Origin of the sequence: Candidatus Thermokryptus mobilis (genome assembly GCF_900070205.1) — a bacterium.
GTDB classification, from domain to species: Bacteria; Bacteroidota; Ignavibacteria; order Kryptoniales; family Kryptoniaceae; genus Kryptonium; species Kryptonium mobile.
The window spans coordinates 1-15,840 of the sequence record NZ_FAOO01000001.1; the positions used below are offsets into that span (position 1 = coordinate 1).

The 15,840-nt window shown below is 38.3% G+C and carries 9 protein-coding genes and 2 pseudogenes; 2 read left to right on the forward strand and 9 right to left on the reverse strand.

Translation table 11 applies throughout. The features are described 5' to 3' along the window. A pseudogene (locus FKZ43_RS00005) lies at positions 1 to 542 on the reverse strand (DNA methyltransferase); the annotation flags it as partial. A gap of 186 nt (positions 543 to 728) precedes the next feature. On the opposite strand from FKZ43_RS00005, the gene FKZ43_RS00010 reads away from it, so the two are divergent. Together FKZ43_RS00010 and prfA are read left to right on the forward strand one after the other, a co-directional pair. Further along, complete coding sequence (locus tag FKZ43_RS00010; RefSeq protein ID WP_140943833.1) at positions 729 to 3,779, forward strand: M1 family aminopeptidase; 3,051 nt, start codon at positions 729 to 731, stop codon at positions 3,777 to 3,779. Between the two features lie 83 nt (positions 3,780 to 3,862). Continuing rightward, the gene (gene prfA, locus FKZ43_RS00015) at positions 3,863 to 4,927 is read left to right on the forward strand and encodes a peptide chain release factor 1 (protein ID WP_140943834.1); all 1,065 of its coding nucleotides are present in this window, start codon (positions 3,863 to 3,865) and stop codon (positions 4,925 to 4,927) included. A 4-nt stretch (positions 4,928 to 4,931) separates the two neighbouring features. Here prfA and FKZ43_RS00020 read toward each other — a convergent pair whose 3' ends face one another. From FKZ43_RS00020 to FKZ43_RS11340, 8 genes and pseudogenes are all read right to left on the reverse strand, one after another. Next, positions 4,932 to 8,150 (reverse strand): hybrid sensor histidine kinase/response regulator, encoded by a 3,219-nt coding sequence (locus tag FKZ43_RS00020; RefSeq protein ID WP_140943835.1) that lies wholly within the window; start codon positions 8,148 to 8,150, stop codon positions 4,932 to 4,934. A 77-nt stretch (positions 8,151 to 8,227) separates the two neighbouring features. Beyond that, positions 8,228 to 8,578 carry a preprotein translocase subunit SecG gene (gene secG, locus FKZ43_RS00025; protein ID WP_140943836.1) on the reverse strand — a complete coding sequence of 117 codons (351 nt, stop codon included), beginning with the start codon at positions 8,576 to 8,578 and terminating at the stop codon, positions 8,228 to 8,230. Between the two features lie 74 nt (positions 8,579 to 8,652). Then, on the reverse strand, positions 8,653 to 10,233 hold the full coding sequence (locus FKZ43_RS00030) for an N-acyl-D-amino-acid deacylase family protein (RefSeq protein WP_140943837.1): 1,581 nt from the start codon (positions 10,231 to 10,233) through the stop codon (positions 8,653 to 8,655). A 26-nt stretch (positions 10,234 to 10,259) separates the two neighbouring features. Beyond that, the gene (locus FKZ43_RS00035; protein WP_140943838.1) at positions 10,260 to 11,573 is read right to left on the reverse strand and encodes a DUF4921 family protein; all 1,314 of its coding nucleotides are present in this window, start codon (positions 11,571 to 11,573) and stop codon (positions 10,260 to 10,262) included. An 82-nt stretch (positions 11,574 to 11,655) separates the two neighbouring features. Then, on the reverse strand, positions 11,656 to 13,101 hold the full coding sequence (locus FKZ43_RS00040; RefSeq protein ID WP_140943839.1) for an aminopeptidase P N-terminal domain-containing protein: 1,446 nt from the start codon (positions 13,099 to 13,101) through the stop codon (positions 11,656 to 11,658). Positions 13,102 to 13,122: 21 nt separating this feature from the next. Continuing rightward, on the reverse strand, positions 13,123 to 14,313 hold the full coding sequence (locus FKZ43_RS00045) for a dipeptidase (protein ID WP_140943840.1): 1,191 nt from the start codon (positions 14,311 to 14,313) through the stop codon (positions 13,123 to 13,125). Positions 14,314 to 14,332: 19 nt separating this feature from the next. Beyond that, positions 14,333 to 15,628, reverse strand: coding sequence for a dihydrolipoamide acetyltransferase family protein (locus FKZ43_RS00050; RefSeq protein ID WP_140943841.1), 1,296 nt, complete (start codon positions 15,626 to 15,628; stop codon positions 14,333 to 14,335). A 25-nt stretch (positions 15,629 to 15,653) separates the two neighbouring features. Beyond that, a pseudogene (locus tag FKZ43_RS11340) lies at positions 15,654 to 15,840 on the reverse strand (LA_3696 family protein); the annotation flags it as partial.

A 15,840-nucleotide genomic window follows, 5' to 3' on the forward strand; every position in this document is an offset into this window, starting at 1 on the left:
AAAATCCAGTCCCCTTTCTTTGTATATCTTAACATCAGTTGCCTTGGAATTTGAGGAATGAAATTCCCCCAATACCATCCCAAGTGAGCCCCAGAGGTATCCCTTTTATCAAAAATCCATAAACTGTCAGCAATTATTTCATCATATTCTCTCCACCTGGATAAATCAATATCATTTATTTCGTTTGTCTGTTTATTTAAAAGCGACTTGTAAAGTTGTCTCAAATAATGATTTGCCCTTTCTATTGTTTGTGAAGAAATTATCTTATCAAGTATTGAAATCATAGCACTCCGACTATACAAAACCACATCATCATCAAGCTGACCTGAACTTATGAGCCCAATATCATCATCTTTGGGGTTTAAAACAATGCTTCTAATTCTTGAAATTTTCAGCTTTAAACTCATCAAATCATTTGAATTAATCAAATTTTCAATTGTCTCCAAAAATCTATTTTTATTCAAAATTAATTCTTCTGACAACCTTTCACCTTTCTCAAAACTTATTAACTCAATTTGCCTAGCGCTATTTATCTTCGCCATATTTAAAAACGGATTTATTTTTCACCGATTAAAATTTACATCTTTTAACCCTTTTATCAAAAATAAAAATCGCTAAGCTATCCCTCTGCAAACCCTTGACATTTTAAGGCATCAGAAGTAAATTTCATCAAATGAAACTTCAAAAAACATATGCCGTCATAAAAAGAAAAAAAATGTGAAGCGAAAATGAAAAAATTGACACTCCTTCTTTTAATTATCACCGCCACCGCGCTCTCCCAAAATTACTGGCAACAACATGTCCACTACAAAATAAAGGCAAAACTTGACCCAGATAAAAATCTCATAACTGGTTCAGAGACATTAATTTACACAAATAACTCTCCAGATGAACTTAACAAAGTTTATTTCAGGTTGTATTGGAACTTATTGAAGAAAAATAGCCACGCTTGGAAATCAAGCCAGCGAAGGAAAATATATCAAAGATTTGAACGAGAATATAAAGGTATTGAACTGAAAAAGTTTTCAATCTTGGTGGATGAGCAAGAGATTCCATTGAATTATAAAATTGATGACACAATCCTTGAGGCGGAACTTCCAAAAACGCTTAAACCTGGCGAAAAGATTATCTTTAAAATTGAATGGGAAGAGGAAGTGCCACCGGGTCCAGGGCTTAGAACAGGCGTTACAAATCGTTGCTTTGATATAGCGCAGTGGTATCCACAGATAGCCGTTTATGATAGATATGGTTGGCATAAAGACCAGTATATAGGTATGGGTGAGTTTCATAACGATTTTGGTGACTTTGAGGTTGAGATTGAAATACCGAAAAGTTTTATAGTCACATATAGTGGTGAGCTTTTAAACCCAAATGAAGTTCTGCCAGATAGCGTTATCTCAAAGTTAAAGGAAGCGCGCGAAAACCCGGGGAGAATTTACAGAATTGCCGACTTTTCAAATAGAACCATAACCGACGAAGAGAGGAAAACTTATGTGACTTGGAAATTTATCGCGAAAAATGTCCGCGATTTCGCCTGGAGCGCGTATGAGAAATATATCTGGGATGCCGTTTTTTGGGAAAACGATGAACATCCAAATGGTGGCGTTATGATTCACGCTCTTTACTTCAAAAGCAATGAGAAACATTGGAAAGATGAAGCCGTAAAGTTTGGTCTTCACGCAATAAAATTTTTCAGCGAAAACTTTGGACTTTATGTCTATCCAAATGCATTTATTATGTCAAGTTATGCCGTCGGTGGTGGTATGGAATATCCCGGAATTGTTTTCATTGGACACAACATAACAAATTCACCTTACAGAGGTCTTTTCGGTGTTATAGTTCACGAGCTAGGACATCAGTGGTATCCGATGATGATAAATAATAATGAAACAGAGTTTGCTTTTATGGATGAGGGCTTTAACACTTTCATAACTACACTCGCCTTTGAATCATATTATGGAAGAAAAAATAATTTGCTTGACACAACGCTTTGGTTCATCCGATCATCTGGAATTTCAACCGATGAAAGGGAAAATAACCAGCGTCAGTATCTTTTGCTCGCTTTAACAGGATATGAAGAACCGATAGCAACACATGCCGACCACTGGAACGAAAATTACCCTGCAACAACTGCTTTTTATCCGAAAACAGCAACCGTTATGTTCATGCTACAATATGTCCTCGGTGACTCAACCTTTGCAAAATTAATGAAGGAATACTATAACAGATGGCTCTTTAAACATCCATACCCGGAGGACTTTTATAAACTTGCAATGGAAGTGAGTGGAAATAAGGACCTGAGATGGTTCTTTGATGAGTGGTTTCATAGAACATACACTTGTGATTATGCGATTAAATCTCTCAGGTCAAAAAAGATAAGCGAAAATGGAAAAGAAGTTTACCAAACCACGATAAAGGTTTCACGAAAAGGAAAAGCCGTGATGCCAATTGACATCTTCATCAAAATGAAAAACGGCGACACGACAACCGTTAAACTTCCAGTTGATGCTTGGTTAAATGATGAATGGGAAAATGAAATCAAAGTCAACCTCCAGTCAAAACCAGTTTACGCTGAGATAAACCCCGACTTAAGAATTGCCGACATAAACAGGTTAAATAATACCCATCCATTTCCAAAAGTAAAAATAACCTTTGACAACACCATATCTTTAACACAATTCCTGACCCCGATTGATGCGTATTGGTTGAGGTGGAGACCATCTGCTTGGTATAACACAATTGATGGGATTAAGCTTGGAATAATGTTTAAAGGTTCATTTTTACAAGATGTCCGCTCGCACAAACTTTGGGCTTTATATTCAACAAGGTCAAAAAATCTTGATTTCCTTTTCAAAGCTGAAAGGAGAATACCATTTGAGATAAGCCGAAACACATTCACAGGACTTGAAGTTTTAAAAATTGAAGGAAGATATGGCGGAAGTTTTGAAATTAGAAAAAGATTTTCAAAAGCCCTTACAATACCGCCGTTTCATGATTTGAGTTTTAAAGTTCAACTTTTAAAATCAACCGATAACTCCTACCTTGATCCGATTTATCATTGGGATCAGGGCAGATTGACGAGAATTTTATTCAATTACACATATTTAAATCGCTGGAGACCTTTGAGAACAAGGTTTTCGTTGATTTTTGAATCATCAACAATCCTTTCCGATTTCAATTATTCAAAGGTTTACTCAGAACTGGTTCAAACATTTAACCTACCGATGGGACATTCCCTCGCTTTGAGATTTTTCGCTGGATATGGTAATGGAAAAATACCGTTACAGACGAAATTTTTCACATCTACATCTTCACCGATTAATCAATTGTTTAGCCCAGTTTACAGGAGTAAGATTTTCCCATCAGATTTGCGTTCTCACATTGAACCGTTCGGAGGAGTTGGGTTGCGCGGATATTACGATCAAAATCTTTCTGATGACAGGGCTTATTCACTTAACTTTGAACTTAATTTCCCATCGCTTCTTCCATTTATCAGCAGAATGCCTATAGTTGGTAAAATCTTCAAGACTGCTATTTTCTTTGACGCTGGAAAAGTTTGGGGACAAAATCAAAGGACAAGCATAAAAGATATCAAATACAACTTTGGGATCGGTATAAGAAGCGATATTTTTGAGCAGGTTTCAAACTTCACGGATATTTTTAAAGAAATCGGTTTATCTTCAATAAGGTTTGATTTCCCGATCTATGTAAGCCATCCTATAACCGGTGAGAAAAAATTCAAGTTCAGATGGGTGCTTGGTTTTGAAAGGGCATTCTAGATTTTAAAGTGCGAGTTTAAAATTGATAATTTAAACTTGTTGATGTAAATTTATCTACGCTAAAATAAACTTTTCTAAAACCCGTGTTTGAGAAGCTTGAAAGGTTGAAACAACGCTACGAACAGCTGACGCAACTTTTATCACAGCCTGAGGTTATTTCTGACATTGAGAAATATCGGATGCTTTCAAAAGAGCATCACGAGATTTCGGAAGTCGTTCAACTTTACAATAAATATCTTGAGACGAAAAAAATTTTGGACGAGACGCGGTCATTTTATAAAGCGACAACAGACCCAGAACTCAAGGAGCTTGCTGAGGAAGAGATAAACTCACTTCAAAACGAACTACGTGATATTGAAGAGCAATTAAAAGAGGCATTAATTCCAAAAGACCCAAATGATTCCAAAAACGCCATCGTTGAAATAAGAGCTGGAACCGGGGGCGAGGAAGCAGCTCTTTTCGCTGCTGACCTTTTCAGAATGTATTCAAGGTATGCTGAGAAGAAGGGATGGAAAGTTGAAGTGGTTGATTTTAACGAAACAGGACTCGGTGGGTTTAAAGAAATAATTTTTCTTGTCTCCGGAAACAATGCTTATGGGGCACTAAAGTATGAAAGCGGTGTCCATAGAGTCCAACGCGTCCCGATAACTGAATCAAGCGGAAGAATACACACCTCTGCAGCTAGCGTTGTTGTCTTGCCCGAAGTTGAAGATGTTGAAATTGAGATAAACCCAGATGACTTAAAAATTGAATTCTATCGCGCCGGGGGGCATGGCGGTCAAAATGTAAATAAAGTTGAAACAGCTGTTAGAATAACCCACATCCCAACTGGAATAGTCGTCCAATGTCAAGATGAACGTTCCCAGTTTAAGAATCGTGAAAAGGCGATGAAAATTTTAAAGTCAAGATTGTATGACAAAATGATGGCCGAGAAGGAAGCACAAATCACAGCTCATAGGAGAAGTTTAGTCAAAACGGGCGATAGAAGTGAGAAAATAAGAACCTACAATTTCCCGCAAAATAGAGTCACAGACCATAGAATTAATCTAACGCTTTACAATCTCCAAGAGATACTTGACGGAGAGATTGACCCCATAATTGAAGCACTCAAACTTGCTGAAAGAAAAGAAAAACTTGAACAAATTTAACAATCTATAAAAGCGATGAGATCAATTGAATGAGCTTTGTAATATCAAACGGCTTCTCAATGAAACCAGCAACCCCTTGAATCTCCTCTCTCTCTTGTTCAGTTATATATCCTGTCGCTATTATGACTTTAACCTCTGGATTTATCAAAAGCAACTCCGCCAGCGTCTCCTTTCCGCTCATTTTCGGCATGTTAAGGTCAAGTATAACAAAATCAATCTCATCTTTATGCTCTTTATAAATGTTTATTCCCTCAATGCCATCACCAGCAACGAAAACTTTAAATCCTTCTGCCTCTAAAATTTCCTTCCCTATCATTCTTATTTCTTCCTCATCGTCAATTAAAAGCAATGTCCCTGTTTTTTTCACAACTTCAATTCTATTTTCTTTTCCCTTTGTCTCTTTATAAACGGGTAGATAAATTGAAAACTTTGTTCCTTTTCCAACTTCACTATAAACTTTTATAAATCCACCATACGATTTCACCAAACCATAGACGGTTGAAAGCCCAAGTCCAGTTCCTTTACCTGGCGGTTTGGTTGTGAAGAACGGTTCAAAGATTCTGCTCTTGACCTCATCGCTCATACCTATCCCAGTGTCAATCACATGCATAACGATATATTCAACCTCCGGCTTGACTTCAAAGCCATTGCCGATACGATTCTCAGTCCTAAAAATTAATTTCCCACCATTGGGCATCGCATCCCTTGCATTAACAGCAAGATTAAAAATTATTTGCTGAACCTGGGATTCCTCAGCAAGGATTACAAAATTTTGCGCCTCAAGAAATGCCTCCACCTCAATATTCCTCGGAAATGTCTCTTTGAAAATTTTAACAGAATCCTCAATTAAATGGTGTATGTCAACAGGTTTAAGCTCTCCGACGGGTTTTCTCCGAGAAAAGGTCAAAAGTCGCTTCGCAAGTTCTGCTCCTCTCATCGCCGTTGTATTTATAGTATCAACCCAGCGCATAAACTCAGTATTTTTAAGCTTCATCCCAAGCAATTGACCCGCGCCGAGAATTATTTGCAATATGTTATTGAAATCGTGAGCGATACCGCTTGCTAAAGTCCCAAGCGATTCAAGCTTTTGCGCCTGCTGAAGTGCCTCCCTTTGTTTAATCTCTTCCGTCACATCAATTATCATACCTTGTGCCACTGGCTTTCCCTCAAACTCCACCCTTTTGGTAAAACCCTCTATGAAAATCACCTTGCCATCTTTACGCAATCCTCTCGCACTCCATCTGTTTACGTCTATCTCACCTCCCAACCTCCTTCGTAATTGTTCCTGCAATCTTTCCCTATCATCCGGATGAATTAAAACCGAATAATCACGTAAATTCAATATCTCATCCCTCGTATAACCGAAGATTTCACAAAACTTATCATTGACATATCTAAACCCAGATACATCCATCAAATATGCACCAAAGAATGGATTCTCAACCATTGACCTGTATTTTTCCTCCGACTTCAAAAGTTCGTTCGTCCTCCTTTCAACCTCATATTCAAGCATTTCCGAAAACCTGAAATTAAGATACAATACAACAACTATACCGATAATCACACCAAATGCACTCAACAAAACCCACACAACAGCCGATTTAGGTAAAAATTCCAAAAGCGTATACTCATCAAGAAAATGATAGTCAACGATGATTATCTTGTTTGAATTCAAATGAATCGGCACAGCAGAAAAACCAATAAGCGTCTTTCTTGAATTTCTATAAACCTGGCTGGTAAAACTTTTCACCCCTTCAATTCGACTTAATTCTTCAGAAACAAATTTTATGGATTTAGGTTCGTCAACAAGCGAATTTAACATTTGATTAAAATTCACCCCAATAAAATCTCTCGCATCGGTGGAGATGACATTTAAAGAATCATCTAACATCACAAGATTTGACCTTTCCTCAAGCAGTGATTTAATCTGTTCTCGCAGTTTTTCAAAATTAAGTTCAATCCCTATCCCGCCTTGCAATTTCCCCGCTTTAGAAATATCGGGATAAAGTATCAAGAAGTGATAAAAACCTTTCTCATCTCTGAAAAACGAAGAAATGCTCGTCTCCTCGCGCGCAAATTTAACCCTTCGTGAAATATCAACCCCAATATCATCTGGATAAGAATAAAAAATTTTCCCCGAACTTTCAAAGAAAAAGACATTTGAGATTAACTCGCCGTATCTTTCCTTCAAACTCCTAATCGTATCTTTGATGTTTTCTGTTTTAAAACCCTCTTTGATCAAAAGCCGAGCTTTTAAAGTGAAACTCTCAATCTCTCGCTCACTTTCACGAGCGAAAACGCTTAAAGATTTGGCATCCACAGAAAGCTCCTCCAAAAACATCTGTTCTTGAACCTCAAATAGAAATCCTGTTATAAATGTCCCCGCAAACACTATAGTGACGCCGATAAAAATCGCAATAAATGTAAGTCGCCGTACAAAACCCGACTTTACAGTGCCAATATACCTATGTCTATGCTCCTTGACGATAAGCGGAGTGTGGGAAATTAAAATATGAAGAATGTTAAAAGTTAAAAATCCAGCGACGATCGCCCCAACCGTTTCCGTAAAAAAGTAAATTCTATCAAGCACTGCTTCGGAAAGCTCAGATCTTAAAGCCCAAAGCCATAAATTTGGCTCAAGCAGATAGTAAATTGAGATTATTTTGACGAACTTGCTTCTTTTTGTTGCTTTATCGCAAATGTTTTTATTTGTAAAAATCAGCTCGCCAAAAATAAAGTAAGCAGTGAAAAATTGAATCTGTATCAACGCATAGAAAACATCAGTGAAGACATAAAGCGATTTGCTATACGATTGTGTCAAAAAATAGGGAAGCAGGAATATAGCATAAATTAAACCGAAAAACGCCACCTTTTTAAAAGCGGTGTTTAAATTGCCTATGTTTGTGATTCTAATGAAGAAATTATAAAGTGAGATTGAGCCAAGCACGAGCAGGAAACCACCGGCAAGGTAAATCAACTGAATTACGATAAGCTCTGAATTTGTGATAAGCCCATATCTTAAAGTTATGTAAAACCCCTCATAAACCCCGATGAGATAAAAAACAGCGGAGAAGAAAAATAGAGATGAACCAGTTCTTTTTCCAGTTTCAGCTGTCAACCTGTAGGCAAGAACAACGAGCGACACAACTGGAAAGAGAACATATAAAAATTCAAGCGCTCCTGTAAAAACATTTAACAGGTGCGCTTTTAAATGCGCTTCCACATCTTCACCTTTTCATTTTTACCTTCGCGAAACTCAAAATTTACGAAACCGAAAGACACGAAATTTCAATATAAAAATTATTTCTGTTCCTGCGGTGTTGCAGCTGGTTGAGATTGAGTTGGTTGAGGAACAGTAACAGGCGGAACTGTTTTAGCTCTTTGTTGAATTATACTTTCTCTGACGCTTTCTGGTGTTTTACCCGGCAAAAAGAACAAATTGATTATAATTGCAAGCAGAAGAAAAATCGCTCCCAAAGTTATCGTTGCTTTGCTCAAAAAATCAGCTGTTCTTCTAATCCCAAACACAGTCCCAAAACCAGCACCGCCGAACGCCCCAGCAAGACCTCCACCTCTTCCTGCCTGAAGCAAGACAAAAATTATCAACAAAACCGCTATAATTATCTCAATCGCAACTAAAACGCTATACATTAAGAGCTAAAACTTTTGTTTTACAAATTACAATACGGATTAAATTTAAAGAAAGATCTTTTAATTTCAAAAAATCATTCTTCACCTCTTTTTAAAATCCTGCCTCCTGTTTTTCCTGTCAAATTACCGTCTTTTATCGTTAGGACACCATTTACCCAAAGATAAACAACCCCCTCAGCATATTGATGGGGATTTTCAAAAGTTGCTTTATCTTTGAATTTTTCAATGTCAAATATAACTATATCGGCGTAGAACCCAGGTCTAATCAGACCGCGGTTGAAAAGTTTCAATCGCCAGGCAGGAAGTGATGTCATTTTTCTTATAGCTTCTTCAAGCGTCAATATGCCTAAATCTCTCACATATCTTGCTATAACTCTTGGGAAAGTTCCATAAGTTCTTGGATGCGGGAACCCCATTCCTGGCTTGGCAACACCGCCATCGCTTGCGTGCATCGTCCACGGGAAACGCATAATCCTTTGAAGGTCATCTTCGTTAAGCGAGTGATAAATCGCCATCGCTCCACCGTTTTCAATTATCTCAATGACAAGCTCAGAAGCATTTTCAAAATTTGGCTCAACTCCTCTTTCAATCAAAATCTGTGAAAGCGTCTTACCTTGATATTCCGGCTTCCATCGGCAACTTCCAATTTGAATGTTATTCGGGTCACCACTTCCACGATCACTTTTCATATTTTCAATTATTCCCTGCTTTATCAAATTTCTTAATTCCGGATTCCTCAACCTCTCAATTAACTTTTCCGCTCCACCTTCCATAGCCCAACCAGGCACTAAAACAGTTATCCCAGTGTGAGTTGCAGTGTAAGGGTATTGATCAAGTGTTATATCAATTCCTTCTTCTCTTGCTCTTTCAATTCGCAAAAGCGTTCTCAAGCTCATCCCCCAATTTGCACGACCGACAATTTTATGATGTGTTATCTGAACTGGGATTTTGGCTTCTTTCCCAATTCTAATGGCTTCCTCCAATGCTTCCATAATTTTGTTTGATTCACTTCTCATATGCGTTATATAAATCCCGCCATATTTACCAGCAACTTTTGCAAGTTCAATTATCTCCTCCGTATTTGCAAACGAACCCGGTGGATAAATAAGCCCGGTTGAGATTCCAAATGCCCCCTCCTTCATAGCCTCTTCAACGATTTTCTTCATCCGTTCAATCTCTTCCCTCGTTGCTTGTCTATTTTCCCAACCCATAACGGAATCTCTAACGCTTCCATGTCCAACAAAAAAACCGATGTTAGCTCCAAGTTTTAATTTCCCAAGTTCCTCAAAAGCAATTCTCAAAGGAAGCGGTGATGAACCATCATTTCCCTCCATAACAGTTGTAACACCTTGCCTTAAAAGATTTTCCATTACTGGTTCAAAAACCAAACCACCCCTTGCGTGCGAATGTATATCAATGAAACCTGGCGCAAGATATAAACCTTCAGCATTAATGACTTCCCTTGCCTTTTCTTCATTAAGGTTATAGCCCACAGCGATAATTTTATCACCTTTAATCGCGACATCACCGATAAACCAAGGAGCACCTGTGCCATCAATTATTCTGGCATTTTTCACAAGATAATCATATTCGTAAGATTGTGGCAGGATAAACCAAGGAAGCACAAAAAGAAAAAATAAAACTTTTTTAATCATCGGTTAAAATGAAATTTAATTTTTCGCTACTGCTGATAATACTTCAGTGGGTTCGGTTCAACTTTACATTCCTCAGCTATTAAAAGATTTGAAATTTTCCCTTTATCTCGCAATTCAAAAAGACGAGGGACAAGCTTATCGCGAAGCTCAATCGGCGTAATCGGATTTATGTAAATGTTCGTTCCCCCTTCAAATCCAGCAGGGACATTTATCCTCCACTTTATCAAGATATGCCAAGGCATTTTATAAACGGAATCAAAAGGTGTGTAATACCACTCCTCATTACACGGGATTTGATTCCCCATTGCTGCATGAATTGCATAAACAAGATCGCTCATATCGCGAAGTTCTTTATCGCTTACTTCAAAAGGTCTTCCAGCCTTTGACTTTGAATAGATGGCGATTGTTGGAAAACGATGACCAAAACCAGCAAAAGCAATCGCATTTTCATTTTCAGCAAAAACAAGATTATGATAACTTGCGAAATTCACGGCATACTCATTATAAACATTCAGATTTTCCCTAACCATTGCAATTTGCCTTTCAATCGTTGCACCCCAACCATCAAGCCCAACAAGTTGTTTGTGGAGATGATCAAAAGACGCCCCAGCCGGTCTCAACCAATTCTGAAACACAGCAATATATCTGACATAACGATTTGTCTTCATTATATCAACCATCGCATCAATTGTAAACTTAAAATACCAGTAATGCTCCTCCTGCGTCAATTCACCTGAAGAACACAGATCGCTCGTCCATTTAGCTCCATCAATGTAGTGTCTACGAGCAATTATCAATTCATGACAACCACCGAAGAAACTATCAGCCATCTTTATCTTTTCCTCCGTTGGCATTGAATTAATCTCCTCTGCGGTCTTCCCCATCATGCGAAGTTTATAATGAATCAAATCAAGGACATGCTTCATCCCCGCTGGGTTCTCAAGGTAAAGATTCCTCCACTCTTCTTTTTCCTTCGTGAATTTGTATTCATAGTTTTTACGCCAGTAGTCAAGCGTGACAATTTCAAACAAATTCCCAACCCTTCTGAACTCCGCAACACTATCAAAGTACTTATCAGGCGGTAGATAATCTATTCTTTTGTAACTTCCATCTGGAAGCTTAATAAGCCGTGACTTCTCTGGTGGTGTTTCGTAATATCTCTTTTGACAAAATGAGCAATAATCCTCAACTGGATGAACCTCAAGCGGTTTAGCCGTCTCTGGGACTTCGTTCGTTATCGGCTTATTGTTTCTCCCTGGAACAGACCAAACCTCACTTTCCGTGAATGGATTTATCTGCTTGACCGTCCCATCGGGCATTACAAGATAAAGCGGTTTCATAAAACTAAAATCTCTTTGTTATCCAAAGCGATGTCAATTTAATCCACAAATTCAAAAAATGCAAGCGAAAAATCGTTGCAATTCAATCAATCAGTTCATTTCCGATGCCTCTCCTTTTCATAAGACGTTCTATTTCCTCAATTGTTTTCGGCGCATCCGCTGATAATACAACATAACCATCTTTCGTGACAAGGACATCATCTTCAATTCTAACACCAATGTTCCAATATTTCGGGTCGCAATCAGAACCCGCTGGAATGTAAATCCCTGGCTCAATCGTTATAACCATCCCAGGCTCAAGATTTCCAGGAATGCCAATGTCGTGAACATCAAGCCCAAGATGATGTGTGACGCCATGCATGAAATATTTTGTCACATCGCTCTTATCTTTTATTATGCCAAGTTTAATCAAACCCTCGGCTATAACATCACGAGCTTTGAATTGAAGGTCAATAAAGCTTACCCCGGGGCGAACCAATTTTATCGTTTCTTCCTGTGCTTTTAAAACAATCTCATAAATTTCCCTTTGCTCTGGTGAAAATCTTCCATTTGCTGGGATCGTCCTTGTGACATCGGCACAATAATTATGATACTCCGCCCCAATATCTACAACAATCAAATCTCCATCGTTTATCTTTTTCCTATTTGAACTATAATGAAGTATGACTGAATTTTCACCCGAGCCAACAATTGAAGGGAAAGCCGGATATTCCGCCCCAAGTTTTGTGAAAATATATTCAGCCACCGCTTGAAGTTCATATTCATACATCCCTGGCTCACAAGACATCATAACTTGCTTATGCGCCTTAGTCGTTATGCTTACAGCTTTTTTTATAAGTTCAATCTCCTCTGGTTTTTTAATCATCCTCATCCTCGCAAGTATAGGGGTTGGATCAGCAAATTGAACCCGACTTCGCTGAGAGTTAACAACTGACTTAATCACCTCAACTATCTCTTTTAAAATTCCCTCCTGACAATCAAAAGGATATGGGAAATAAACCGTTTTCGCACGGCTTGAAAAAATTATTCCTCTTATCACACTTTTAAATTCATCTATCGGCAGAGCAAATTGAAAACCAAGTTTTTCAACCGCACCTTTTGTTCCAAGCGTCCTCCCAGTCCAAACCTCACGAAGCGAATCCCTTTCCTTGATGAATAAAATCTCACGAATTTTAAAATCACTCTTTATTGTATCAAGCGTTAAATCATAATACTTACCTGTCGCCCTTGATGCAAGTTTCAAAACGGAACGTGAAATGCCAGATGGGATGAGAACAAGAACTGCATCCGGCTCATTCAAGCCAGTCAAATAAAAGAAATTGTTATCTTGCTTAAACCTATATTCAACATCATTTGATCGTGTTTTTAACGAATTTGAATAAAAAATCGCGACCGCCTCATTACCTATCTCCTTCATAAACTGCTCACGATTTGACTTGAAAAAAGACGGTGGGAGCAGGTCCAAATCTTGCGCCAAAGTCAAAAAAGAAAACAAAGCAAGAAGAAATAAAACTTTCATTAATTTCATAGATCTCCCTCCTTTAGTTTTTTATCCACAAACTTGCTTGAAAACTCTAAGAAAGTTCCCCCCAAGAATTTTTTTCACATCCTCCGGTGAATACCCTCTCTCAAATAGCTTTCTCGTTATATTAGGAAGAAATGTTACATCATCCATTTCAAGTGGAGTTACGCTTATGCCATCAAAGTCCGAACCAAGTCCAACATGATCAACTCCAACAAGCTTTACTATGTAATCAATGTGGTCAATTAAAACATCAAGCGGTGGGCGAAGTTCCTCCGCAATTTTAAGCATCAATTGACGTCTCGCTTGTCTATACGCATTTTGATCGTGTTCATAAAGAGCCCTTACAGAGTCAAATTGAGCTTTATATTTCTCCTCAAGTCGTTTTCTTTTTGTGTTAAAGGTGGAATCAATATACTCCGCATAAAAATTAACGAAAACAACACCGCCTGTCTGGGCAATTGCCTTTATCTGCTCGTCTTTCAAATTTCTATAATGTGGACATAATTTGTAAACGCTTGAGTGCGATGCTATTATCGGCTTCTTGGTTATCTTTACGACATCCCAAAACGCTTTCTCACCAAGATGAGATACATCAACTATAATCCCGAGTTCGTTCATCTTCTCAACAACTTTTTTCCCGAACTCACTTAAACCAACAACTTTATTCGGGTTTGTCGTCTCATCAAATGCCGAACTTGCCCAGTCGGTGCTGTTATTCCAAGTCAAACCCAAATACCTTACACCAAGCTTATAAAGTTCCTCAAGTTTCTCAATGCTATTTTCAATCGCATGACCACCTTCAACCCCTATCACAGCGCAAATTTTCCCTTCTGAGAGCGCTTTTTCAAGCTCAGCTGAATTTCGCACAACATCTATTTTATCCGCGTTTCTCCTTGCTATTGAATAAAGCGTGTCTATCATATCCTTCGCCCTCTTAAAGGGATTCTTCTCAAAAGCAACTGGATCAACCCAAACTGCAAAAACTTGTATATCAACACCACCTTTTTTTAATCTGACAAGATCGCTATGCCCACGCTTGGTTTCAACACTTATATCCTCACCTTCCATAGCCCTTAATAGAACATCGTTGTGTGTATCCGCAACAATCGCATCATAATGAAACTTTAAATAATCAAACTTTTCAACCTTTGGGTCCCCCTTTTGCCCACAAGCGAAAAACAGGAAGACGAATAAAGCAAAAAGAACCCTTCGCATAAAATTTTCTTATTTTATTTTAGATTACCCCTTTGAAATCAAAGTTTTCAAGATAATAAACAACCCTTTCAAGAAACCTCCCACCAAGAGCTCCGTCAATAATCCTATGGTCAAACGACAAAGTTAAAAATGCAATTGAACGAATTGCTATGAAATCCTCGCCGTTTTTCGTCAAAACGACGGGTCTTTTCTTTACAGCCCCAACTCCAAGAATCGCAACTTGCGGTTGATTTATGATCGGCGTCCCAATTATATTCCCAAAAACGCCATAATTCGTTATACTAAAAGTTCCACCTTGAATATCATCCGGGGTCAATTTCTTATTTCTCGCTCGCATAACTATATCGTTGATTGCCCTCGCAAGCCCAATGAAATTTTTCTCATCCGCATTTTTAACAACAGGAACGATCAAACCATAATCAGTTGCAACAGCGATTCCAAGATTTATGTATTTTTTTACAATTATCTTATCACCTTGAACACTGCTATTTATAAGCGGGAACTCTTTCAATGACTTTACAACCGCATCGGCAATGAAAGGCGTCAGAGTTAACTTAAAGCCCTCCCTTTTCTGGAATTCATCAGCATTTCTCTCAATAAAAGAAATTATCTGCGTCATATCACATTCGGAAATGGCTGAAACATGGGGCGATGTCCTAACACTGCGAACCATATGCTCAGCCATCGCTTTAACGACATGGCTCATCTCAATAACTTCAACCTTTCCTTCGGGATAAACTTCCTCCACCGGCTTAACTTCAGGAAGTTTAACTTCCTCAATCTCCTTGACTGGTTCAAATTTCGGCTTGACCTCAACTTTTCTCTTCTTCATTTCAATATAATTCAGAAGATCATTTTTCGTCAACCTCCCACCGTGTCCAGTCCCAGGGATTTTCTCAAGCTCTTCAATTGATATCCCCTCACGCTTTGCTATCTCCCTTACAACAGGCGAATAAAACCTTTTCGTCCTCGCTGGGATTTCCTCAACCCCAGTATAAGGTTTCTCTTCAAAAACTACTTTTTCCTCCGCTTTTGTCTCAACCCCCTTTCCCTCCCCGGTTTCAAAAACGGCTGATCCCTCTGTCTCAATATATGCAATTATCGTCCCAACTGCAACTGTTTCATTTTCCTTGTAGAGAATTTCAGCTAAAATTCCACTTGCAGGCGATGGTATCTCTGTGTCAACTTTATCCGTACTTATCTCAAGCAAAATTTCATCTTTTTGGACTTTATCACCGGGTTTTTTATGCCATTTTAAAATTGTCCCCTCTTGTAAGCTTTCGCCCATCTTGGGCATAATGACCTCTACTCTCATACCGAAACCTCAACTTTTTTGTTAATTATCTCTTGAAAAACGCGAATAAAATCCCAATTATAACCCCAATCTGTCCAACCCAAAAGATAAACATCCATCTCACAATTGACGCATAATAAGACGACATCTCTACACGAAGTTTTGAAACCTCTTCAGTTATGCGTTGATTAATTCTCGCCTCTAACTTTGTGGTTTCATCAGTTATCTTTGCA

Excerpts from the sequence above, each read along its gene's own strand:
- secG (WP_140943836.1), bottom strand. The coding sequence starts at position 8,578 with ATGTATAGCGTTTTAGTTGCGATTGAGATAATTATAGCGGTTTTGTTG.
- FKZ43_RS00040 (WP_140943839.1), bottom strand. The coding sequence starts at position 13,101 with ATGAAATTAATGAAAGTTTTATTTCTTCTTGCTTTGTTTTCTTTTTTG.
- FKZ43_RS00035 (WP_140943838.1), bottom strand. The coding sequence starts at position 11,573 with ATGAAACCGCTTTATCTTGTAATGCCCGATGGGACGGTCAAGCAGATA.
- FKZ43_RS00045 (WP_140943840.1), bottom strand. The coding sequence starts at position 14,313 with ATGCGAAGGGTTCTTTTTGCTTTATTCGTCTTCCTGTTTTTCGCTTGT.
- FKZ43_RS00050 (WP_140943841.1), bottom strand. The coding sequence starts at position 15,628 with ATGAGAGTAGAGGTCATTATGCCCAAGATGGGCGAAAGCTTACAAGAG.
- FKZ43_RS00010 (WP_140943833.1), top strand. The coding sequence starts at position 729 with ATGAAAAAATTGACACTCCTTCTTTTAATTATCACCGCCACCGCGCTC.
- FKZ43_RS00030 (WP_140943837.1), bottom strand. The coding sequence starts at position 10,233 with ATGATTAAAAAAGTTTTATTTTTTCTTTTTGTGCTTCCTTGGTTTATC.